Raw genomic sequence first — 21,908 nt, 5'->3', positions numbered from 1 at the left:
TAGAGATTGCCGGGGCCGGAGTGCACCGGGCCGCTCGCACCGCGGATCCATGTGCGGGGTGGCTCGCTCACCGCTCGTCGCCCTCGCGTCGGCCCTGGTCGCCGAACCGGTGCCGGATGTCGCCATGGTGGTCGCCCTCGATGTTCGTCATACCGTCACCGGAGTAATGCCGGCCCCCCGATATGTGGCGGGAGTTCTGGTAAATGTCACCGTTGCCGGAGTGGACGGGACCGGTGGAAGCCTTGATGACGGTGCCGCCGACGTCTCCGGTGAAGTCCCTGCTCTGTACGGCCGTACCGTTGATGTCGCCGGCGGAGTTGGATACAGACCCGGCGTCGGGGGCCGGTGCGTCGGGGTGCTCGAGGTCGTGGAGCTCGGGAACCATCTCGGCCACCAGGTCGCCGAGGCGCTTCAGGCTCGCCGCGGTGTCATGCTGGGTGTCCAGCCGCACGGACTGGAGTTCAGCGAGCCGCGCCAGCTCGCCGGGGATTTCTTCCCCGTTCAGTCGCTCCGTCTTCCGGCCTGCCAGTACGGGAATCACCGGTACCGCACACTCGAAGGCCACCTCGATCTCCCTGCGTACCCAGTCCTCCGGGTCGCGCAGCTTGTCCCGGAAGTTTGTCCAGTCCGGCCCGATGATCGCCAGAAAAACGGAGCTGCGCCGCACGTTGGCCAGCAAGGCGTCGGCGTAGTCGGTGCCGGGAGGGATGGATTTCGAGGCGCGGAAGGCACGGTCCGAACCGAAGCGGTGCGAGAGCGCCTCGTCGATCAGGGCAGCGGTACCGTCACCGTCGCCCGTACGGTAGTTGATGAACACATCGGCCATGGCGGTTTCCTCTCAGGGCTGGGGGAAGCGGGATAACGTGCCGAGCCGCGGAGCCAGTTGGCGCACCGCGGGGTGGTCCGAGTGGCGGGCCAGGGCGCGAGCGAGGCGCCGGAGGTCGATCGTGACGGTCGCGGAGCGTACGGCTGCCACCCCGTCGAGCAGCGGCACCGTCAACGCGCAGGCGTGTTCGATCTCGCCGTCCGCCGCGTAGGCGAGGGCCCGGCGTACGCCGTACCGCACCTGGGTCCGTACTGCGTCGGGCGAGACCAGCGCGAGTTGCCGGTTCAACTCCTCGGCAGCTTCGTGCGGGCGCCCGAGGTCGAACAGGCACCAGCCCGTGACCATGCCCACCGAGTCGGGCAGGTGCATGCTGCCGATCACCGGTGCCTCGGCGTCGCTCTCCTGCCGGCCGAGCAGCGCACGGGCCCGGTCCAAGCTGCGCAGACACGCGTCGAGGTCACCTGCGAGCGCATGTCCCTGTGCCTCGCGCTGCGCGGCCAGCCCACGTATGCGCGGGGGAAGCGTGCTGCTCTGTGCCTGCTGGGCCAGGGCGACGGTCTGCTCGGCGTCGTCCTGGTACAGCGTGACCAGCGCCCGGCGGACCAGCGCGTATCCCGCGAGCGCCCGGTCGCCGCCTGCTGCCGCAAGGTCCACCGCGCGCTGCGTCCACCACAGCGCCGCCTGCTCGTCGCCCGTCTCCTGCACCAGCCAGCCGACGTACTCGGCGTACCGGGAGCCGAGCGCCAGCAGCTCCTGGCGGGTGCGAGAATCGGCGTGGGCAGAGAGCTCCCGCAGCGTATGTGTCTGCGCGATCAGCCCCGGCAGCAGGTAGCCGGGCTCGACGCTCTGACCGAGCCGCCGGTAGTGCGTGAAGAGCGAGCGGGACGCCTCCAGAATCCCGGCACCGGCGGCCGGCGAGACCGGACTCCGACCGCTCGTACGCCATCTCATCAGCGAGGCAGCGCCGGCGCTCACGACCTGGCGCCTGCCCACGGGCTGGAACCAGTTCGGGCCGTCCGGTGACAGCTGCATCGTCCACTCCTCCTCGTCGATTCCGTGAGGCACCGGCTCCCTCGGGGAACCGGCCGGCGGGGCGGCAACCAGAGCGATCAGTTCCCCGTCCGCCTGCAGTGCGGCGTCGCAGAGACGGGCGAGATCGCGGCTGGGTGCCTTGATGCCCCGTTCGACCTTGCTCAGCTGTGCCTTGCTGTAGTGCACGGTCGCGGACAGCGCGGTGAGGCTGAGCCCGGCGTCCAGACGCCGCTTCCTCAGCTCCTCGCCGAACTCGGTGGACGGCTGCGGCACGGAAACCTCCATAACCATCCATCCAGGCGAACGGGGTTGCCGCACGAAAGAGTGCGGCAACCCCGGCCGGACGGACAAGGCGAATGCTGCTGTTTCCCGTTTCCTTCTCCGCAGGTGGGAGCGGCATTCACGGAGGTGTGAAGTTGTGTGGCGCATTTCCCGTACTGCGCGCCGCGACGGTCAGACGCCCGGCGGGCCCAGAACCGGCGCACGGAGCGGCGGCCCTCGGCCCGTGCCGCTCACCAAGTGTCGATGAACCTCCGCCCGCCCGATGCCAGTTCCTCCGACCGATACCCCTCCAGCGCCGCGGTGATCCACTCTCGGGAGCCCGCCGGATCGATGACCGCGTCGATCTCCAGGGCCGCGGCCGCGTTCAGTGCCTTGCCGTGTTCGTACAGTTCGGCGACTCGGGACTCGAAGGCGTGCCGGCGCTCGTCCGGGTCCGTGATGGCTTCCAGTTCCTTGCGGTAGCCCAGGCGTACCGCGCCCTCCAGGCCCATGCCGCCGAGTTCGCCCGTCGGCCAGGCCGCGGTGGCCAGTGGGGCGCGGGTCGAGCCGCCCATCATGGCCATCGCGCCGAGGCCGTACGCCTTGCGGAGGATGAGGGAGACGACGGGGACGCGGAGGTTGGCGCCGGTGACGAAGAGGCGGGAGAAGTGGCGGACGGTCGCGGTCTGTTCGGCGTCCGGGCCGACCATGAAGCCGGGGGTGTCGCACAGGGCCAGGACCGGCAGGCCGAAGGCGTCGCAGAGCTGGAGGAAGCGGGCCGCCTTGTCGGCCGCGTCCCGGTCGATGGCGCCGCCCAGGTGCTCGGGGTTGTTCGCCACCAGGCCCATCGGGCGGCCGGCGATGCGGACGAGTGCGGTCACGACGCCGGTGCCGAAGCCGGCGCGGAGTTCCAGTACGGAGTCGGTGTCGGCCAGGCCGTCGATCACCCGGCGGACGGGGTAGGCCCGGCGCCGGTTCTCCGGGACGGCGTGGCGCAGCAGCCGGGGGTCGGGTGCGTCCCAGTCCGCCACCGGGCCGCGGAAGTACGAGAGGTAGCGCTTGGCTGTGTGGACCGCCTCGGCCTCGTCCGCGACTGGTATGTCCACCACGCCGTTGGGGATTTGTACGGACAGCGGGCCGACGTCCTCGGGCGCGTAGGAGCCGAGGCCGCCGCCCTCGATCATCGCGGGGCCGCCCATTCCGATCGACGCCTCGGGCGTGGCGATGACCACGTCGCAGCAGCCTAGGAGTGCGGCATTGCCGGCGAAGCAGCGTCCGGAGGCGATGCCGACCAGGGGGACGAGACCGCTCAGCCGCCCCATCTGATGGAACGTCATGATGTCGAGGCCGGCTATGGAGGAGGTGTCGGTGTCGCCGGGGCGGCCGCCGCCGCCCTCCGCGAACAGGACGACGGGCAGCCGGCGTTGCTCGGCCACGGACAGCAGGCGGTCGGTCTTGCGGTGGTTGTTGTGACCCTGGGTGCCGGCCAGCACGGTGTAGTCGTACGACATCGCCACGCACGGCGCGCCGTCGACCGTTCCGGTGCCGGTGACCATGCCGTCGGCGGGGGTCGAGGCGATCAGGTCGTCGAGGGAGCGGCGACGGCGCTGTGCCGCTATGGCCAGCGCGCCGAACTCGGTGAAGCTGCCCTCGTCGCACAGGTCGTCGATGTTTTCGCGGGCTGTCCGGCGGCCGAGCGCGTGCCGCTTGGCGACTGCCTCCGGGCGCTGCGCGTCCTGCCCGATGGCGTGGCGCGCCAGTGCCTCGGCCAGGTCGGGGCGGAGGGAGTCCGGGTCGGTGTCCGCGGCGGCGGCCTCGTCGGCCGCGTCGCCCTCGGCCGGCTCCAGGGCCACCAGCGGCTGTCCCTCGGCGGCCGTGTCGCCGACCGCCGCCCGCACGGAGCGCACGATTCCGGCGGTCGGCGCCGTCACCACGTGCTCCATCTTCATCGCTTCGAGGACGAGGAGCTGGGTACCCGCCGGCACCGCGTCTCCGGGGGCCACGTCCACCGTGACGACCGTGCCGGCCATGGGGGCGACGACCGCGCCGTCCTCCCCGTCGGTGTCCGCGGCGGGCGGCTCGTCGTGTTCGGTGACCAGCTCGGGCAGGTGCTCCGTCACCCAGGACGTGTCCGTGCCGCCCGCCGCGAACTCCGGATGGCCCAGCACCGCCCGCAGCAGCGGGATGCCCGTCCGTACACCCTCCACGGTGAACTCCGCGAGTGCCTGCCGGGAGCGTTCGCAGGCCGCGGCGAAGTCCGGTACCGGTATGCGCGTGACGACCTTCGCCAGTAGCGGGTCGTAGCGCGCGCCGACGGTCAGCCCGCCGCGTGCACCGGTGTCCACCCGCACCCCGGGCCCGGTCGGGACCTCGAAGCGGGTCAGTGTGCCGGCCGAGCCGCGTACCGTACCGTCCGCCGCGGTCACCTCGGCGTTGACCCGCGCCTGTACGGCGAAGCCGCGCGCCGCGGGCGGGCCGTCGGCCAGTCCCAGGTCGGCGAGTGTCGCGCCGGCCGCCAGCCGCAGCTGGGCGTCGACCAGGTCGACGCCCGTCACCTCCTCGGTGACGGTGTGCTCGACCTGGAGCCGCGGATTGGCCTCCATGAAGTGGTACTCCTCGCCGCTCACGAGGAATTCGAAGGTGCCGACGCCGGTGTAACCGACCTCGCGGGCCATCCGCAGGGCGCAGTCGAGGAGCCGGTCCCGGACGGTCGCGGGCAGTGCGGGTGCGGGGGCGATCTCGATGAGTTTCTGGTGGCGGCGCTGCGCGGAGCAGTCCCGTTCCCAGACGTGCGTGACCGCGCCCGTGGCGTCGCCGATGACCTGTACTTCGATGTGGCGCGCTCCGGTCAGCAGCCGCTCGACGTACAGCTCGTCGCGGCCGAAGCCCGCCGCGGCCTCCGAGCGGCAGCGCTCCCAGGCATCGGCCAGCTCGGCGGCGTCCCGCACCACGCGCATCCCGCGGCCGCCGCCCCCGCCGAGCGCCTTGACCATGACCGGGCCGCCCGCGCCGGGGCCTTCGGTCAGGAACGCGCGGGCCTCGTCGAGCGTGGTCGGGCCGCTGGTGCCCGGCAGGACCGGTACGTCCAGGGACTCCGCGAGCGCGCGGGCCCGTGCCTTGTCACCGAAGAGGCCGAGCACCTCGGGGGAGGGGCCGACGAAGACGGCGCCCGCCTCGGCGCAGGCCCGCGCGAAGCCGGCGTCCTCGCTGAGGAAGCCGTAGCCGGGATGGACGTACGCGCAGTCGGCCTCGCGGGCGACGGCCAGCAGGGCCGTCGCGTCGAGGTAGGCGGCGGGCCCGGAACCGGGCAGCGGATGTGCCTCGTCGGCGAGCCGGACGTGCGGGGCCGCCGCATCGTCCTCCGCGTACACCGCGACGCTCCGCAGTCCGGCCGCCGCCGCGGCACGCACCACCCGGACGGCGATCTCCCCGCGATTGGCGACGAGTACGGCTGACCCCATTGATCAAGCACCTCCACGCAGTGACACAGGCTCCGAGACGGCGCTGTCATGCTCATTGACATTGGCGTCAACGTCAATATGGTCGAGGCGTGGCAAACAGAGAAGAGTCCGCCTCCCCGCAGGCGCCCGGCCGCGGACACCGGCCCTGGGCGACCCGCACCGCCCGCGACCGCAGCGACACGCCCGTGCGCCACCGGCTGCTGGACGCCGCCGAGGCGGTCTTCGCGCGGCGCGGCTACGGGCCCGCCACCATCGCCGACATCGCGGCCGAGGCCGAGCTGTCCCGCGCGGGGTTCTACGTCTACTTCGCGTCCAAGGAAGAGATCTTCCAAGTGCTCGCGGTGCGCGTACGGGACGCGTTCCTCGCCGCGCAGGAGGTGCCCGGCACCGATCCGGACGACGTACGGGCCGTGGCCCGCGACTCCACCGCCGCCTTCATCGCCGCCTACGCCGAACACCTCCCGCTGCTGCGGCTGATCGAGCAGCAGGCGCAGGGGGACGACGGGGTCCGCGAGCTGTGGGAGGAGATCGAACGGCGGCCGACCCGGCGTACCGCCCGCTACATCCGCCGGGTGACCGCCGCCGGACACGCGGCGCCGGTCGCGGACCCGTCGGCGGTGGCCACGGCCGTCGGCGGCATGTGTGTGCGGTTCGCCCGGCTGGTGGCGGAGGAGCCGGACGCGTACGAGGACGCCGTACGCGATGTCACCGCCATGTACCTGCACCTGCTCAGGCCGCACGACTGAGCACGTCTCCGTACCCCCCACAGGGGCAGCCGCACCACCCCGAGGGACACCAGGCGATACCGGAGGAGTAGCAGTGAGCCGCGCGACGCGTATCGAGCAGTACCTGACCGATCTCCGCACCCGACAGGACCGCGCCCGCGGCGGCCGGCAGCCGGACGCCATCAGGCTCCGGGCCGGCGAGCGGACCGTGCCCGGTTACGTGCGCCACTGGGCCACCACGGCCCCCGACCGCCCGGCCCTCGTCTTCGACGGCCGCGAGACGACGTACCGGGAGCTGGACGAGGCGTCCGACCGGCTGGCCGGGTGGCTGGCCGCGCAGGGTGTGGAGCCCGGCGACCGGGTCGGCGTCCACCTGCCCAACTGCCCGCAGTTCCTCGTCGCGATGCTCGCCGTACTGCGCCTCGGCGCGGTCCACGTGCCGGTCAATCCCATGTTCAAGGCGGCCGAACTCCGTCACGAACTGACCGACGCGGGCACGCATCTGGTCATCTCCCGTACCGAACTGGCCCCGGCCATCGAGGAGATACGCGCGGACACGCCCGTACGCGACGTCCTCCTCGCCGACACCGATGCCTGGGACGCGGCGCTCGCGCACGCCCCGCACGGCCGGATCGCCGACGACCTCGACGCGCTCGCCGCGCTCAACTACACCGGCGGCACCACCGGCATGCCCAAGGGCTGCGAACACACCCAGCGCCACATGGTCTACACGGCCACCGCCATCGACTCCGGCCGCGCCCCCGAGCTTGCCCCCGAGGGCATCGTCTCCCTCTGCTACCTGCCCATTTTCTGGATCGCGGGGGAGAACCTGGGCATCCTCGCGCCGCTGGTCTCCGGCGGTACGAGCGTGCTGCTGCCGCGCTGGGACCCGGCCGCCGTCCTCGACGGCCTGGAGCGGTACCGCGTCGCCACCATGGCCGGCACGGTCGAGAACTACCTCGAACTCCTGGACCACCCGGACCTCGCCGGGCGCGATCTGTCCGCCTTCACCGCACCGCTCACCGTCTCCTTCATCCGCAAGCTCACCCCGGAGATCCGCGACCGCTGGCGCCGCGCCGTCGGCGACCACAGCGTGCTGCGCGAGGCGTCGTACGGCATGACCGAGACGCACACCAGCGACACCTCCACCCTCGGCTTCCAGGACGGCGACGCCGACCTGCACAGCGAGCCCACCTTCTGCGGGCTGCCCGTCCCCGGCACGGACATCATGGTCGTGGACTTCGCCACCGGCGAGCCGCTGCCGCTCGGCGAGAGAGGCGAGATCGTCGTCCGCGGCCCGTCCGTCCTCACCCGATACTGGCGCGCCCCCAAGGCCACCGAGACCGCCCTCCGCGACGGCTGGCTGCACACGGGCGACATCGGCTCCCTCGACGAGGACGGCTGTCTGCACTACCTCGGCCGCGACAAGGACATGATCAAGGTGAACGGCATGAGCGTCTTCCCGACGGAGGTGGAGACGCTGCTCGGACGGCACCCGGACGTGCTGGCAGCGGCAGTGGTGGCCGTACCGGACGAGCGGCGCGGCCAGCGCCCGTACGCCTACGTCCGCACCGTCCCCGGCAGCACGCTCACCGCCGAGGCCCTGACGGAGTGGGCCGGCGCGGCCATGGCCGCCTACAAGGTGCCCGCCATCGAACTGACCGCGGAGCTGCCGCTCACCGCCACCGGAAAGATCAAGAAGACGGAGCTGGCCGCGCGAGCCATGCGTACGCGGCCCGCGCCGTGAACTCCCGCTGACCGCCCCTGAAGAGGAGCCCGGCGGCCTCGAACGCCGGGTCTCCCGCGGTCTTCGCCACGTACGGGATCGCGATGCACCGCATCCCGGCGCGGCGCGCCGCCTCGGCACCGGGAGGCGCGTCCTCCAGCACGACGCAGCTCTCCGGCGCCACCCCCAGCCGCCGGGCCGCCTCCAGGAAGACATCGGGCTCCGGCTTGCCGCGCCCCACCTCCTCGGCCGACACCCGCGTGCTGAGCATCGCGTCCAGGTCCGTGCCCTTCAGTACGGCGTCGATCGCGGCCCGGGACGAGCCGGACGCCACCGCGACCGGATGCCCCGCCGCGTGCAGCTGCTCCACGAAGGCCCGCATCTCCGGGAAGACCTCGGTCTGCGCCCCGGCCAGTTCCAGATAGATCGCGTTCTTCCCGGCCAGCAGCTCGCTCACCGGCGCGTCGATCCCGTACTCCTTCTTCAGGATCTCCAGCGTCTCGCGCGTCCCGATGCCGATGAACCGCGCGTGGTGCTCCCAGGTGAAGTCCTCGACACCGTACTGGGCGAGCAGCCGCCGCCCCGCCTCGTAGTAGTTGGGCTCGCTGTCGACCAGGGTGCCGTCGAGGTCGAAGATGACGGGCGTGCGGGAGGGGGCGTCGGGGCTCATGCCCCCAGCATGCCAAGCCCGCGGTCAGCGCGCCGCCGCGGCCCCGCCGACGTCCTCCACCAGCGGCAGCAGCCGGTGCGGCACGCGCTCGCGCAGCGCCACCTCGGTGCGGGTGCGCACCACCCCCGGCATGTTGATCAGCTGCTGGATCACGTCCTCCAGATGCGCCGCGTCCCGCGCCACCACCTTGGCCAGCAGGTCGCCGCCGCCCGTGGTCGAGAACGCCTCGATGATCTGCGGCACCTCGGCCAGCAGGGCCGCGACCTCCTCCAGATGTCCCTGCGTGACCTCGATGTGCGCGAAGGCGGTGACCGGGTGCCCGAGCGCGGCGGGGGAGAGCCGCGGCCCGTACGCGGTGATCACGCCGTCCCGCTCCAGCCGGTCCAGGCGCGCCTGCACCGTGCCGCGCGCGACGCCGAGGATGCGCGCGTACTCCCGCACGCTCGTCCGCGGCTGCTCCAGCAGCAGCCGGAGAATCCGGGCGTCGAGTGCGTCCACGGCCATGGTGAACGGCCTCCTTACGGGTGGTGCGGTGCGGTGCCGGTCGATCGCCTCCAGTCTGCGGTGTACCGCCGCGACCTGCGACAGCGGGGCGGCGCGACGGCCCGGTGCCCGGCGGCCCGGCAATTCACCTCGGCGTCACCGCGCATTGGTTCCGAGTCATCCCCGCGTCACCTCGCCAGGGCATGGATGGAGGAACAGGGACCGCCGCGGCCTCCTGCCGGAAGCCGCGGCGGACACGAATGGACAGGAGCGTGATCCTGATGGGCGAAGTTCTTTGCGCGGTGCTGGCGAAGGCCGGCCTCGCCATCGCTGAGGCGATCCTCACCCGGTTCGTCATCGATCTCTACACCACGTACATGCGCAAGCACCGTACGGAATCGGCGCTCACGATGGCGATGGCGTGAGGTGACGCGTCCGGCCGGTCGGGACGTGCAGGTCCGAGTCCCGGAGCCGGGCGGTCGCCACCATGCTGACCAGGCCGGTCAGCGCCAGGTAGCCGCAGGCGAGCCACGGTGTGCCCGCCCCCAGGGCCAGTAGCGCCGTCATGATCAGCGGCGTGATCCCCGAGGCGAAGATGCCGGACATCTGGTAGACGAACGACATGCCGGTGTACCGGACGGGGGTACGGAACAGCGCGGCGAACAGCGTGCCCTGGGCACCGTAGAACGACGCGTGCACGACACCGAGGGTGATCAGCAGCGCCACCGCGAACGCCCACGCCCCGCCCGTACCGAAGAGCCAGAACGCCGGGAAGACCGAGACGGCGAAGGCGCCCATGCCCACGAGGTAGACGCGGCGCGCGCCCAGCCGGTCGACCGTCGCACCGGACACCGGTATCAGCACGGCCATGACCAGCGCGGCGGCCGTCACCGCGAGCAGCACCGCCGTACGGTCCAGCTCGAGCGTCCCCGTCGCGTAGGTGATCGCGAAGACGCCCCAGGTGTTGAAGGCGGCCCCCTCACCCCACCGCGCCAGCATGCCGAGCACGACGTGCCGGCGCGCGGCGGGCTCGCGCACCAGCTCCACCAGCGGCGCGGAGCGCGGCAGTTCCCGCAGCCGACGGACGGCCCGGAAGGCCGGCGTCTCGTCGATCTTCAGCCGTACGGTCAGCCCCACCCCGACGAGCACCAGGCTGACCAGGAACGCGATCCGCCATCCGTAACCGAGGAAGGCGGCGTCGCTGAGCACGTCGTTGAGGAGCGCGAACACCCCAGTACCCAGGGCCAGTCCGAGTGCCAGGCCGATCTGCGGGTAGCTGCCGAACCTGCCCTTGCGGCCCTCGGGCCCGTACTCCACGGCCAGCAGTACCGCTCCCGCCCACTCGCCACCGAGCGCGACGCCCTGCGCGACACGCAGGATCAGGAGCAGCGCGGGGGCGAGCAGCCCGACCTGCTGGTACGTCGGCAGCAGACCGATGAGCGCGGTGGAGACGCCCATCAGCCCCATCGTGAAGGCGAGGGTGCGCTTGCGGCCGATCCGGTCGCCGATGTGCCCGAAGAGTAGCCCGCCGACCGGGCGGGCGACGAAGCCCACGGCGAACGTCGCGAACGACAGCATCGTGCCGACCGTGCCGTTCGCCGTCGGGAAGAACAGCTTGTTGAAGACCAGCCCGGCGGCCGTGGAGTACAGGAAGAAGTCGTACCACTCGACGGTGGTGCCCAGCAGGCTGGCGAGCACCACGGTCTTCAGCCGGGTGGGCGGGGCGCCCGCCGGCTGCTCGTCCGGCTGCGGTGGCGCCTGCGAGGGCGCGGGTGCCGGGCTCATCGGCCGGCGAAGGGGACGATGCCGGGCTCGGCCGTGCGCGGACCGGCCGGGTGCTGCCACAGGCCGCGCCGTTCCAGCAGCGGCAGCACGCCCTCGCCGAACCAGTACGCCTCCTCCAGGTGCGGCACACCGGAGAGGACGAACTCCTCGATGCCCAGCCGGGCGTACTCCTCGATGAGGTTGGCGACCTCGGAGTGGCTGCCCACCAGCGCCGTGCCGGCGCCGCCGCGGACCAGGCCGACGCCCGCCCACAGGTTGGGGTAGATCTCCAGGTTGTCGCTGGACCCGCTGTTGTGCAGCTCGCGCATCCGGCGCTGGCCCTCGGACTCGCTGGTCGCCAGGCCCTGCTGCACCGCCTTGATGCGCTCGGGGTCCATCCCCTTCAGCAGCCGCTCGGCCTCGGCCCACGCCTGCTCCGAGGTGTCCCGGGTGATGGTGTGCAGCCGGATGCCGAACCGCACGTCGCGGCCCTGCGCGGCGGCCAGCGACCGGATCCAGTCGATCTTCTGCTTCACCTGCTGCGGCGGCTCGCCCCAGGTCAGATACACATCGGTGTACCGCGCCGCCACCTCGCCGGCCGCGGGCGAGGAGCCGCCGAAGTACACCCGCGGCACCGGGTCGGGCAGCCGGTTGAGCTTGGCGCCCTCGACCCGGAGGTGCTCGCCGTGGTGGTCGACCGTCTCGCCGTCCCACAGCCGCCGCACGATGTCCAGGAACTCGCCGGTGCGCGCGTACCGCTGGTCCTTGTCGAGGAAGTCGCCGTACGCGCGCTGCTCCGCCGACTCGCCGCCCGTGACGACGTTGAGCAGCAGCCGGCCGTGCGACTGCCGCTGGTAGGTCGCGGCCATCTGCGCCGACAGGGTCGGGCTGATCTGGCCGGGCCGGAAGGCGACGAGGAACTTCAGCCGCTCGGTGACCTGCGTGAGCATCGCCGTGGTCAGCCAGGCGTCCTCGCACCACGCACCCGTCGGCGTCAACGCCCCTTCGAAGCCGAGCTGTTCGGCGCTGCGGGCGATCTGGCCGAGGTACTCGACGGAGGCGGGCCGGTCCCCGCCGGCGGTGCCGGGCTGGGAGCCGTGGCCGCCGCCGACGATGTGCCGGCTGTCACCGGTCGTGGGCAGGAACCAATGGAACGTCAGGGCAGAAGACATCGAGGACTCCGGGGAAGGGCGGCGGGTCACGCCCCGGCAGGGCACGGCGGCCCGGCGCCGGACATGACGGTGCGCCGCGGAGGAGGCGACGGCGATGCGTCACCGAGTGCGGTGAGGAGAACTGCGGAAAGCAGGAGAAAAGCGCGGCAGCGCGGGCCCGGGAAGAGCGGGGGACGCGGCCGGAGAGGGCGTCAGGCGCGACAGCCGGTGCTGGTCTGGCGACACAGGTCGACGTGGAGGCGTTCCACGAGGAGGTCGGCAGCAGCAGTCATGCCTGGCATTCTGCGCCGTCCGACCTGCTGGGATCAAGCTGCTGAGACGACCGTTTCAGCACCTGAGACGGTTTGCCGCCGGAGCGTGCCCAGTAGTCCATTGGCCCGCCCTTGCCGCACTGGACGCGCACGACGCTGGGCCAATGGCACAGCGAATCGGACGTCTGTTGAGCCACCGTGGCCCCAGGTGTTGTGATGGTCCCATCAATGGCGCTGCGGACCCCCGCGGCGCCTTTTTCATGCCGTGTTCATTCCGTGTCGTGCGGAACACAGAAGGGCGGGGATCTGTGCTGAAGAGGATGTTCGTGGCTCCGGACCCGGGGCGGCTGCGGTTGCGCAGCGGGCTGCGGGCGGTGCTCGGCATCGGCCTGGCGGTGGCCCTGTGCGGCCTGGCGGGCCACTCGCTGGTCGCGGCCGTCTTCGGCGGGCTCGCGGCCCTGCTGGCACTCTTCACGGTCATGGACCCCACGGTCCGCGGGCAGGCGGTCACCACCGCGCTGTTCCCGGCGGTCGGTTTCCCCGTCCTCGCCCTCGCCGCGGTGCTGCACGACCACCCCCTCGCGCGGGACGCGGCCTTCGTCGCCGTGGTCGGCGCCGGGGTGTACGCCCGCCGCTGGGGCCCGCGCGGCCACTCCCTCGGCGTGCTCGGCTTCATGGCCTTCTTCGCGTCGCAGTTCCTGCACACGGTGCCCGGCCAGCTGCCCGAGCTGTACGCGGCCATGCTGCTGTCGCTGCTGGCGTCCTCGGCGGTGCGCTTCGGGCTGTGGTGCTACGAGCGCCGGCTGCCGCCGCCCGCCGCGGTCCCGCCGCTGCACCTCGGCACCGGGCTCGCCCGGCTGTCCACGCGGCAGGCGGTCCAGGCGATGGCCGGCAGCGCCTTCGCGCTCGCGGCGGGCGAGGTGCTGTCGCAGGAGCGCTGGTACTGGGCCGTGGGCGCGACGTGGTGGGTCTTCGTGAACACCGCGTCGAGCGGGGAGACGCTGGTGCGGAGCTTCCGGCGGGTGCTGGGCACGGTGATCGGCATCGTGGCCGGACTGGGCATCGCCGTACCGTTGCACGGCGCGCCGGTGGCCACCGCGGCCCTCGTCGCGGTGTGTGTCTTCGGGATCTTCTACACGGCCGCCGTTTCCTACACCTGGATGATGCTCGCGGTGACGGTGATGGCCGGCCTGCTGTACGGGCTCCTCGGGGTGCTGGATCCGGCGCTGCTCGTGCTCCGGGTCGCGGAGACGGGCGTCGGGGCGCTCGGCGCGGTACTGGCGGTTCTGCTGGTCCTGCCCGTCACCACCCATGCCACGACGAACGCCTGGATCGAGCGCGCCCTGCGCTGCGTGCACGCCTGCACGGCCGAGGCCGCCGCGCGCCTGGCCGGGACCGACACCGCCGATCCCGCGGCGCGGATCGCCGAGCTGGAGCTGCTGCTCGGCAAGGTACGGGCCTCGCTGGCTCCGCTGGTGCACCCGCTGAGCCCGCTGCGCGCCCGCAAGGAGCGCGCCGGGCATGTGCTCACGCTGCTCGACGCATGCGCCCGGGAAGTGCGCGGCCTGGCCTCCATAGCGGCCGATCCGGACGCCTCCCACGATGTACGGCTCAGCGCCGCGTGCTGGCGTGTGGAGGCCGCGGTGGAGGCGCTCACGGCCGGGCAGCGGGCGACGGAAGGGGAGACCGGCCGACTGACCGTGCCGGAGGCCCCGAGCGCCGAGCGCCTCGAACCCGCGCTCGTTCATCTGCACGCCCTGGAACGGTCGCTGGCAGAACTCGCCGCCCCGCTCAGCGTTCCCACCCGGGCTTGAGGCGAGCGCCGGACCGCTGCCCGTAGGGGCGGCGCGGGCCGGCACCGTCAGGCGGGCCCGGCCGCCCGGCTGTTAGCGTCGGTGACCGACCGATGCGGGGCGTGCGGACGAGAGGCGGGGTACGAGGGTGAACGGTGTGAGCCGGAACGGTGCCGGGCGGCGGGCGTACATCGGGTCGACGGCCGGCGGGGCCGGCGTGGTGACCGCGGAGGTCGACCCGGAGAGCGGGGCCCTGAAGGAACTGCACCGCACCGACGCGGTGACCAATCCGTCCTACCTCGCGGTGTCCGGCGACGGCCGGCTGCTGTACGCGGTGAGCGAGACGCCCGACGGCGCGGCCGCGGCGTTCTCACTCGCGGGCGACCGGCTCGAACCGCTCGCACCCCCGGCGCCCGTACACGGCTCCGCGCCCACCCATCTCGCCCCGCACGCCGGACACCTGCTGACCGCCAACTACCGCTCCGGCAGCGTGAGCGCGCTGCCCCTGCGGGCCGACGGCGCACCCACCGAGCCCGGCCCCGGAGCCGTGCTCCAGCACCACGGCAGCGGCCCGAACCCCGAGCGGCAGACCGGCCCGCACGCGCACGCCGTGGTCGCGGACCCCACGGGACGCTGGGTGCTCAGCGTGGACCTCGGCACCGATTCCGTACGCGTCTGCGAGATCGACCCGGGGAGCGGGAAGCTGGTGATGCGCCGTGAGATCGCGCTGCGCGCCGGCAGCGGCCCGCGCCACCTCCGCTTCCACCCGGGCGGCCGGCTCGCCTACGTCATCAACGAGCTGGACCCGACAGTGACCACCTGCCGCTGGGACGCCGTGCAGGGCGTGCTGACGCCGGTGGGGGAGACGTCCGTACTGCCCGAGGGCGGCGCGACGCCGACGCTGCCCTCCGAGTTCGTGGTCTCCGCAGACGGACGGTTCGGCTGGGCCGCCAACCGCGGGGACGACAGCATCGCCGTGCTGATGCTGGAGCGGGACGGCCTCGCGCCGCGCCTCGTCACGACCGTGCCGTGCGGCGGCGCCTGGCCGCGCGACCTGGCGCTGCACCCCGAAGGGCGGTACCTCTACGCCGCCAACGAGCGCTCCGGGGACGTCACATGGTTCACGGTCGATCCGGAAACGGGCGTCCCGGAGCGCGCCGGTGCGCTCCCGGTACCGTCGGCTTCCTGCGTGGTCTTCGGGAACCTGCCTGTACTCGCCGGTAGTTGAATATGTTCAGCCGATAGCGGACGCTCGGCGGCGAGATCGTCCGAATGCCGGGCGCGGCGGCCGGGAAGCGGGCACTCTGACGGCATGACCGTCGGATTCAGTGGTGAAGTCGCCGAGTACTACGCCCGCTTCCGGCGCGGTTACCGCCCGGAGCTCCTGGACGCCTTGCAGGAAGCCTTCGGCCTGACCGCCGGCGACACCGCACTCGACCTCGGCTGCGGCACGGGGCAGCTGACCGTGCCGCTCGCCGCGCGGGTCGGCTCCGTACTCGGCATGGACCCCGAGCCGGACATGCTGCGGCTGGCCCGCAAGGCCGCCGACGAGGCAGGCGTACGCAACGCCACCTGGGTGCTCGGAGCGGACACCGACGTCCCGGCGCTCGGCCCGCTGCTAGGCCGCGGCTCCCTGGCCATGACCGCCATCGGCCAGGCGCTGCACTGGATGGACCACGACCAGCTCTTCCGCGAGCTGCGCCCGCTGCTCCGGCCCGGCGGCGGCATCGCCGTGATCGCGAACGGCGTGCCGCTCTGGCAGCAGGAGAGTTACTGGTCGGACGCGCTGCGCGGCTATCTGGAGCGGTACTTCGGCACGGTTCTGCAGGCCACCTGCGGCACCGCCGACGAGGACCAGGACCGCTATGCGCGGGCGCTCCGCGCGGCGGGTTACGACGGGGTGCGCGAGATCGACCACCGCTACCGCGTGGAGCTGACGTTCGAGGAGCTGGTCGGCGGCGTCTGCTCCGCCGTACCGGCCGGTCGGCTGCCGGCCCCGGCCGACCGCCCGCACTTCGCCGCCGGTCTGCGGGCCGCGCTCCCGCAGGGCCCGTACGCGGAGGACGTACGGGTGCGGGTGCTGGTGGGGCGGACGAGCGGCTGAGTGCGGACGAGCGGATGCGGGCGGGGGAGCGTGGCCGGATACGGCGATGGGCCGCCCCGCGTGACGCGGGGCGGCCCATCCGGTGCTTCGTTTGCTTCGTTCACTGCTTCGCCCACTGATGGCGGCCGGCGGCGGTTCAGCGGGTCGCGGCGCCCTGTGCCGACTGCAGCGTGATGCCGAGCGACGCCGCGTAGTTGGACAGGACCAGGCGGCCCACCGCCATGTACGCACCCAGCGCCTCGGCGGAGGCGCAGTCCGCCTCGGCCGCGGCCGCCCCCAGCAGCCCGTCGGCGATCTCCGGGCCGATCAGGTACGGGGCCAGCGCCAGCTGCTGCGAGCCCGAGGTCCGCAGCTGCTCGGCCGTACGCGAGATCGCGCCGTCCTCGTCCAGCGCGGCGGCCAGCACCGGCACGGCGAGGCGCGCGGAGAGCAGCATGCCGGTGATGCCTGCGGCCTGCACGGCCTCCTCGCCGCCGACGGTGGCGAGGATGATGCCGTCAGCGGCCGTTGCGACCGTGAACAGGCGGGCACGGTCGGCACGCGCGAGGCCGGCCTCGGACAGCCGGACGTGCAGGCCCTCGGCGAGCAGCGGGTGCGGCCCGAGCACATCGGTGAGCTCGGCGGCGGAGCCGCTGTTCATGATCGCCTGGCGTATGCGGCGCAGCAGCGCGTTGTCGGGGCCCGCGAGGAGCGGCACGACCACGGCGGTCGGGCTGTCCTTGAGCTCGTGCGCGCCCGCCTCGATGCGGGCCCTGCGCTCGGCGGCCGCGTGCGCGAGCACGGCCTCCAGCGACGGGAACTCCTCGTCACCGCCGTCGACGTACCCGATCCGCGCGTCGAGGCCGGGCAGCTCGGAGCGGGCGATGCTGGACACCTCCTCCGCCAGGCTGCGCGACGCGGCGCTGGGAGCGCCGGGGACGGCCAGGACGAGGGCAGGCGCGCCCTCGGGAGCGACGACCGGCTCGGGTCGGCGGTGGCGTCCGGGCTGGCGCGGACGCGGCATTCGTACAGGCAGGCCGGGTGCGGGCCCAGTGGGGGAACTCATGGCGCCGCATGCTAACGCCTCTTCGGCACCCCGTGCCGAGGGAGGGCACGGTCGGGTGTCTTGTGTACCGATTCGTCCCGCGCGTCTTGGTGCGAACGCCCCGCGACACGCCGTGTGATCTGCACTGACGTTTGGGTCAGGTGGTCAGGTGAGGTGCTGTGGGGCGGATTCCGCTTATGGGGGCGGAGGTTCCGTTTGTGGGCTGTCGGGGCGTCGGCCGAGGTGCTGGCGGGGTCGGTGTATTTGCTGCTGTTAACGCGAAGAGGGGGTTCCGGACTGCTCACCCAGTGACGTGCAGGAGCCGGTCATCGGTGGGCAGCCGCAGCGCGTCCCGCGCCACCGCCGACGCGATCAGCAGCGCGCCGTCCAGCGGATCGCCGTCCGCCGCGCGCAGCCGCACGCCGGGCAGCCGCACCGCGAGCGCGGCCCGCAACGGCTCCAGCAGCGGTTCGCCCATCTTGAAGAGGCCGCCGGCGTACGCGACCTCCCGGCCGGTGGGCCCGGCCGCCGGCGGGCAGACCGCGGCGGCGGAGTCGGCGATGTGGTGGGCGGCCTCGTCGAGGATGGCGGCGGCGAACTTGTCCTCGGCGGCACAGCGCGCGACCTCGGGCGCGAAGGAGGCCAGCACGGCGGGCCGGTCCGTGCGCGGGTACAGCTTGCCGGGCAGGCCCGTGACCGGCCCGAACACCGCTTCCGCGCGGGCCAGCAGCGCCGCCGAACCGCCGGGCCTGCCGTCGTGCGCGCGCACCGCCGCCTCCAGTCCGGCGCGGCCGATCCAGGCGCCGCTGCCGCAGTCGCCCAGCAGGTGGCCCCAGCCGTCGGCGCGCCGCCAGCCGGTCGCCGCGGTGAGGTCCGTGCCCATCGCGACCATGCCCGTGCCGGCCGCGACCACGGCCCCGGGGTGCTGGCCGAGCGCACCCGCGTACGCGGTGACCGCGTCGGCCGCGAGCGCCAGCCGGTCCGTGCCGAGCGCGCGGGACAGCGCGGCCGGCAGCGCGGCGCGCAGGCCGTCGCCGAGCGTGGCCATGCCGGCCGCGCCCACGCACACCGCGGCGCACCGCCCGTCCCCGCCCGCCTCGCGCAGCAGCGAACCGGCCGCCGGCAGGAGCCGGGCGAGCAGGTCGTCCGCGTCGATGCCGTCCGGTCCCGTACGCACCGGCTCCCGGAAGACGACCGTCCGCAGCCGCCGCGCCGGGGCCGCGTCGCCCGCGGCATCGTTCCCGTACCCGTGTCCGTATGCGCGGGCGACCGCGATCCGCAGGCCCGAGCCGCCCGAGTCGACCCCGAGCACCAGCGGTTCGGGGCCCGGCGCCGGCGTGGTCTCACCCAAAGCCGCGGGCGTCCTGCTTGAGGGCGGTGTCGACGGTCAGCGCCGTGGCGACCACCAGGCTCAGCAGCGGGTCGGGCAGCTGCTGGTGGATCTGCAGGACGTAGTTGTCCGCCGTGGTGAACATCGTCTTGGCGAGGCCCTCCCACGTCTTGGTGATCCGAGCGATCTCCTGGTCGGCGTGGTCGACGATGGCGAAGTTCCAGGCCCGCCAGTTCTCCGCCTTGATCGCGCCGATCTGCTGGCCGTTGACCACCAGCGCGAAGTTGATCTTCCCGATGGCGTTCTGCTGCACGATCTCGCCGACCGGCTGCCCGTCCGGGCGCTCCACCAGCACCTTGGACTTGATGAACTTGGCCGGCCGCGTCAGCACCAGCTGCGGCTGTCCGTACGCGTCACGGATCTCCAGCTTGTGGGTCATGTACTGGTCGAGGCTGGAGACCAGTCGCAGCACCTTCTTGGCCGTGCTCTGGCCGACCTGTACGACCGAGCCGATGGTGTGGCCGTTCTGGTCGAAGACGCTGTACTCGTTCGTCATCTCGATCAGCTTGGCCTTCTGGTTCACGACCAGAACCGGCTCACTGAACAGCGAACCGCCACCGGGGCCGGCCGGCTGCCCGCCCGGCGCGGCACCGGTCGGCGCGCCGCCGGGCTGCTGCGGATAGCCGTACGCCTGCGGCTGCCCACCGGGCATCGGCTGCCCGCCCGGATACGGCTGCCCGCCCGGCTGGGGCTGCGGCTGGGCGTACGGCTGCTGCGGCGCGCCCTGTCCGTACGGCTGGGGCTGGGGTTGGGGCTGAGCCTGCGGCATCGGCTGCGCGCCGGGCGCCTGCTCCTGCTGTACCTGGCCGGGCGCCGGATGCTGGGCCTGGCCGAATGCCTGCTGCTGCGGCTGGCCGGGGGCCTGCTGCTGCGGCTGGCCGTACTGCTGGGGCTGTGCCTGGCTCTGGCTCTGTGCCTGGCCCTGGGCCTGCTGCTGCTCTGCCGGGCCCCGGGTTTGCTGCTGTGCCTGGCCCGTGGCCTGCCCCTGGCTGCCCGGGTGGGTGTGTTCGGTCCACCGGGCGCCGTCCCACCAGCGCAGTCGGTCAGGCGTGCCCTGCGGGTCGGCGTACCAGCCCGCCGGCACGTTCGAGTTCGTGGTCATGCTGGCACACTATCCCTCCAGCTCAGCCCCACCATCGGCCACCACGTCAGCCCAGCCACCGACCCGCCGCACCACCCCTGCCGCGAGCCCGGGCAAGCCGCCACGAGGCCGACAGGCAAGGCGCCGCGCGGTCAGGGCAGCTGCCAGGACACCGGCTCCGCGCCCTGCCGGACCAGCAGGTCGTTGACCCGGCTGAACGGCCGCGACCCGAAGAACCCCCGGTCGGCGGACATCGGCGAGGGATGCGCCGACTCGACCGACGGCACCTGCCCGAGGAGCGGGCGCAAATTGCGCGCGTCCCGCCCCCACAGGACGGCCACCAGCGGCCGCTCGCGCGCGGCCAGCGCACGGATGGCCTGCTCCGTCACCTCTTCCCAGCCCTTGCCGCGGTGCGCGGCGGGCTTGCGCGGCGCCGTCGTCAGGGCACGGTTCAGCAGCAGCACGCCCTGCCGGGTCCACGGCGTGAGGTCACCGTTGGACGGCCGTCCCAGCCCCAGGTCGGAATGCAGCTCGCGGAAGATGTTCTCCAGACTGCCCGGGAGCGGACGCACCTCCGGCGCCACCGAGAAGCTGAGCCCGACGGCATGCCCCGGCGTGGGATAGGGGTCCTGCCCGACGATGAGCACCCGCACCTCGTCGAAGGGCTGTTGGAAGGCGCGCAGCACGTTGCTGCCGGCCGGGAGGTACGTACGTCCCGCGGCGATCTCCGCCCGCAGGAAGTCGCCCATCGCGGCGATCCGTCCGGCAACGGGCTCAAGTGCCTTGGCCCAGCCCGGTTCGACGATTTCATGGAGAGGTCGTGCAGCCACGGCGTCACCCTACTGGCCGCCAGGTGGTCCGTATCAACCCGTGCCCCCTTCCCCCGGTCACCTTCGCCTCTCTCCGGTCAGCTTCGACCACGACGCGTACAGATCACGCCACCACCGGTCACCTCGCGACCGCCCGAGTCACCGGCACCGCTTCACGCCATCACCGCCGCCCGTACGCACAGCACGTCCGGCAGGTGCGCGGCGAGCTGCTGCCAGCTGTCGCCGTCGTCCGCGCTGGCGAACACCTCGCCGTTCCGATTGCCGAAGTACACGCCCGCCGGGTCCGCATCGTCCACGCACAGCGCGTCCCGCAGCACCGTGCCGTAGTGATCCTCCTGCGGCAGCCCCGCGCTCAGCGCCTCCCAGCTCGCGCCCGCGTCGGAGGTCCGGAACACCCGGCAGCGGTGCTCGGCCGGCACCCGGTCCATGTCCGCCGTGATCGGGAAGACGTACGCCACGTCGCCGCGGTGCGGGTGCGCGGCGACCGCGAAGCCGAAGTCCGACGGCAGCCCCGACCCGATGTCCGTCCACTTCCCGCCCGCGTCGTCGCTGCGGTACACCCCCCAGTGGTTCTGCAGGTAGAGGCGGTCGCGGTTGACCGAGTCCTGCGCGATCTTGTGGACGCACTGGCCGAATTCCGGGTCCGGGTCGGGCAGGAAGACCGCCTTCACGCCCGAATTGGACGGCGACCAGCTCGCCCCGCCGTCCAGCGTGCGGAACACCCCGGCCGTGGACACGGCCACCGTCACCGCGTCCGCGGTGCGCGGGTCGGTGATCACCGTATGCACCGCGAGGCCGCCGCCGCCCGGCACCCACTGGTCGTGCGAGGGGTGCTCCCACAGCGGCCGCACCAGCTCGAAGGACTCGCCGCCGTCCTCGGACCGGAACAGCGCGCCCGGCTCCGTACCGGCATAGACCACGTCCGGCGCGGCGGGGCCCGCGGGCTGCAGCTGCCACACGCGCTCCAGCGAACTTTCCGTGTACTCCGGGTACTTGACCGCCGGGTGCGCCGGCTCCACCCAGCTCTCGCCGAGATCGTCCGAGTGGAACACCGAAGGGCCCCAGTGCGCGCTGTCCGCGCCGGCCAGCAGCCGCGGTGTGGCGCGGCGGGTGTCGATACCGATCGAGTAGACCGCCTGGGCCGGGAAATGGGGCTCGCTCAGCTCCCACCTGCCCCGCCGTCGACGGCCGATGAACAGGCCCTTCCGGGTCCCTACCGCGAGCAGGACATCAGCCGCGTGGGTCGTCATGTCGATGCACCTCCGAACGCCGTTGTTCCAGGTACGAGTCAGTCTGCACCCGACCACTGACAACG

The 21,908-nt window shown here is 72.9% G+C and carries 18 protein-coding genes; 6 read left to right on the top strand and 12 right to left on the bottom strand.

Annotated elements, in window-relative coordinates; all coding sequences use genetic code 11:
* Positions 1–67 precede the first annotated feature (67 nt).
* The 3 genes from ACIGXO_RS02325 to ACIGXO_RS02315 all read right to left on the bottom strand — a co-directional run bounded on the left by ACIGXO_RS02325 (position 68) and on the right by ACIGXO_RS02315 (position 5,580).
* Entirely contained in the window at positions 68–826 is a 759-nt protein-coding gene (locus ACIGXO_RS02325; protein ID WP_399779161.1) for a toll/interleukin-1 receptor domain-containing protein, read from the bottom strand.
* Positions 827–838: 12 nt separating this feature from the next.
* Positions 839–2,131 carry a helix-turn-helix domain-containing protein gene (locus ACIGXO_RS02320; RefSeq protein WP_399779159.1) on the bottom strand — a complete coding sequence of 431 codons (1,293 nt, stop codon included), beginning with the start codon at positions 2,129–2,131 and terminating at the stop codon, positions 839–841.
* Between the two features lie 239 nt (positions 2,132–2,370).
* Complete coding sequence (locus ACIGXO_RS02315) at positions 2,371–5,580, bottom strand: carboxyl transferase domain-containing protein (RefSeq protein ID WP_399779157.1); 3,210 nt, start codon at positions 5,578–5,580, stop codon at positions 2,371–2,373.
* Between the two features lie 89 nt (positions 5,581–5,669).
* On the opposite strand from ACIGXO_RS02315, the gene ACIGXO_RS02310 reads away from it, so the two are divergent.
* Together ACIGXO_RS02310 and ACIGXO_RS02305 are read left to right on the top strand one after the other, a co-directional pair.
* Entirely contained in the window at positions 5,670–6,326 is a 657-nt protein-coding gene (locus tag ACIGXO_RS02310) for a TetR/AcrR family transcriptional regulator (protein WP_399779156.1), read from the top strand.
* A 73-nt stretch (positions 6,327–6,399) separates the two neighbouring features.
* On the top strand, positions 6,400–8,052 hold the full coding sequence (locus ACIGXO_RS02305; protein ID WP_399779154.1) for an AMP-binding protein: 1,653 nt from the start codon (positions 6,400–6,402) through the stop codon (positions 8,050–8,052).
* Here the strand turns inward: ACIGXO_RS02305 and ACIGXO_RS02300 are convergent.
* Both ACIGXO_RS02300 and ACIGXO_RS02295 read right to left on the bottom strand, forming a co-directional pair.
* The gene (locus tag ACIGXO_RS02300) at positions 8,000–8,701 is read right to left on the bottom strand and encodes an HAD family hydrolase (RefSeq protein ID WP_399779152.1); all 702 of its coding nucleotides are present in this window, start codon (positions 8,699–8,701) and stop codon (positions 8,000–8,002) included. The genes ACIGXO_RS02305 and ACIGXO_RS02300 overlap by 53 nt on opposite strands.
* Before the next feature lie 24 nt (positions 8,702–8,725).
* A complete protein-coding gene (locus ACIGXO_RS02295; RefSeq protein WP_031055683.1) occupies positions 8,726–9,205 on the bottom strand; it encodes an Lrp/AsnC family transcriptional regulator in 480 nt (159 codons plus the stop codon).
* Between the two features lie 260 nt (positions 9,206–9,465).
* Between ACIGXO_RS02295 and ACIGXO_RS02290 the strand changes: the two genes are divergently transcribed.
* A complete protein-coding gene (locus ACIGXO_RS02290) occupies positions 9,466–9,609 on the top strand; it encodes a hypothetical protein (protein WP_399779150.1) in 144 nt (47 codons plus the stop codon).
* Here ACIGXO_RS02290 and ACIGXO_RS02285 read toward each other — a convergent pair.
* The gene (locus tag ACIGXO_RS02285) at positions 9,590–10,969 is read right to left on the bottom strand and encodes an MFS transporter (RefSeq protein ID WP_399779147.1); all 1,380 of its coding nucleotides are present in this window, start codon (positions 10,967–10,969) and stop codon (positions 9,590–9,592) included. The two genes, ACIGXO_RS02290 and ACIGXO_RS02285, sit on opposite strands and share 20 nt — an antisense overlap.
* Positions 10,966–12,120 (bottom strand): LLM class flavin-dependent oxidoreductase, encoded by a 1,155-nt coding sequence (locus ACIGXO_RS02280; protein WP_399779145.1) that lies wholly within the window; start codon positions 12,118–12,120, stop codon positions 10,966–10,968. Before ACIGXO_RS02280 ends, ACIGXO_RS02285 begins: the two co-directional genes overlap by 4 nt.
* 559 nt (positions 12,121–12,679) lie before the next feature.
* Here ACIGXO_RS02280 and ACIGXO_RS02275 point away from each other — a divergent pair.
* From ACIGXO_RS02275 to ACIGXO_RS02265, 3 genes are all read left to right on the top strand, one after another.
* On the top strand, positions 12,680–14,185 hold the full coding sequence (locus ACIGXO_RS02275) for an FUSC family protein (RefSeq protein ID WP_399779143.1): 1,506 nt from the start codon (positions 12,680–12,682) through the stop codon (positions 14,183–14,185).
* Between the two features lie 136 nt (positions 14,186–14,321).
* On the top strand, positions 14,322–15,392 hold the full coding sequence (locus ACIGXO_RS02270) for a lactonase family protein (RefSeq protein WP_399779141.1): 1,071 nt from the start codon (positions 14,322–14,324) through the stop codon (positions 15,390–15,392).
* Positions 15,393–15,476: 84 nt separating this feature from the next.
* Positions 15,477–16,268 carry a class I SAM-dependent methyltransferase gene (locus ACIGXO_RS02265; protein WP_399779139.1) on the top strand — a complete coding sequence of 264 codons (792 nt, stop codon included), beginning with the start codon at positions 15,477–15,479 and terminating at the stop codon, positions 16,266–16,268.
* 136 nt (positions 16,269–16,404) lie between these two features.
* Here ACIGXO_RS02265 and ACIGXO_RS02260 read toward each other — a convergent pair whose 3' ends face one another.
* The 5 genes from ACIGXO_RS02260 to ACIGXO_RS02240 all read right to left on the bottom strand — a co-directional run bounded on the left by ACIGXO_RS02260 (position 16,405) and on the right by ACIGXO_RS02240 (position 21,843).
* Positions 16,405–17,313, bottom strand: coding sequence for a sirohydrochlorin chelatase (locus ACIGXO_RS02260; protein WP_399779137.1), 909 nt, complete (start codon positions 17,311–17,313; stop codon positions 16,405–16,407).
* Between the two features lie 280 nt (positions 17,314–17,593).
* Complete coding sequence (locus ACIGXO_RS02255) at positions 17,594–18,643, bottom strand: N-acetylglucosamine kinase (protein WP_399779135.1); 1,050 nt, start codon at positions 18,641–18,643, stop codon at positions 17,594–17,596.
* Complete coding sequence (locus ACIGXO_RS02250; RefSeq protein ID WP_399779133.1) at positions 18,636–19,784, bottom strand: phospholipid scramblase-related protein; 1,149 nt, start codon at positions 19,782–19,784, stop codon at positions 18,636–18,638. The genes ACIGXO_RS02255 and ACIGXO_RS02250 overlap by 8 nt, the downstream gene beginning before the upstream one ends.
* A gap of 131 nt (positions 19,785–19,915) precedes the next feature.
* Positions 19,916–20,593 carry a uracil-DNA glycosylase gene (locus ACIGXO_RS02245; RefSeq protein ID WP_399779131.1) on the bottom strand — a complete coding sequence of 226 codons (678 nt, stop codon included), beginning with the start codon at positions 20,591–20,593 and terminating at the stop codon, positions 19,916–19,918.
* 152 nt (positions 20,594–20,745) lie between these two features.
* On the bottom strand, positions 20,746–21,843 hold the full coding sequence (locus ACIGXO_RS02240) for a WD40/YVTN/BNR-like repeat-containing protein (RefSeq protein WP_399779129.1): 1,098 nt from the start codon (positions 21,841–21,843) through the stop codon (positions 20,746–20,748).
* Between the last annotated feature and the right edge of the window lie 65 nt (positions 21,844–21,908).

Origin of the sequence: Streptomyces sp. NPDC053542 (assembly GCF_044544685.1) — a bacterium.
Taxonomy (GTDB): Bacteria; Actinomycetota; Actinomycetes; order Streptomycetales; family Streptomycetaceae; genus Streptomyces.
The sequence above is the reverse complement of the archived record's forward strand: the minus strand, read 5'-3'. Positions and strand labels throughout refer to the sequence as shown.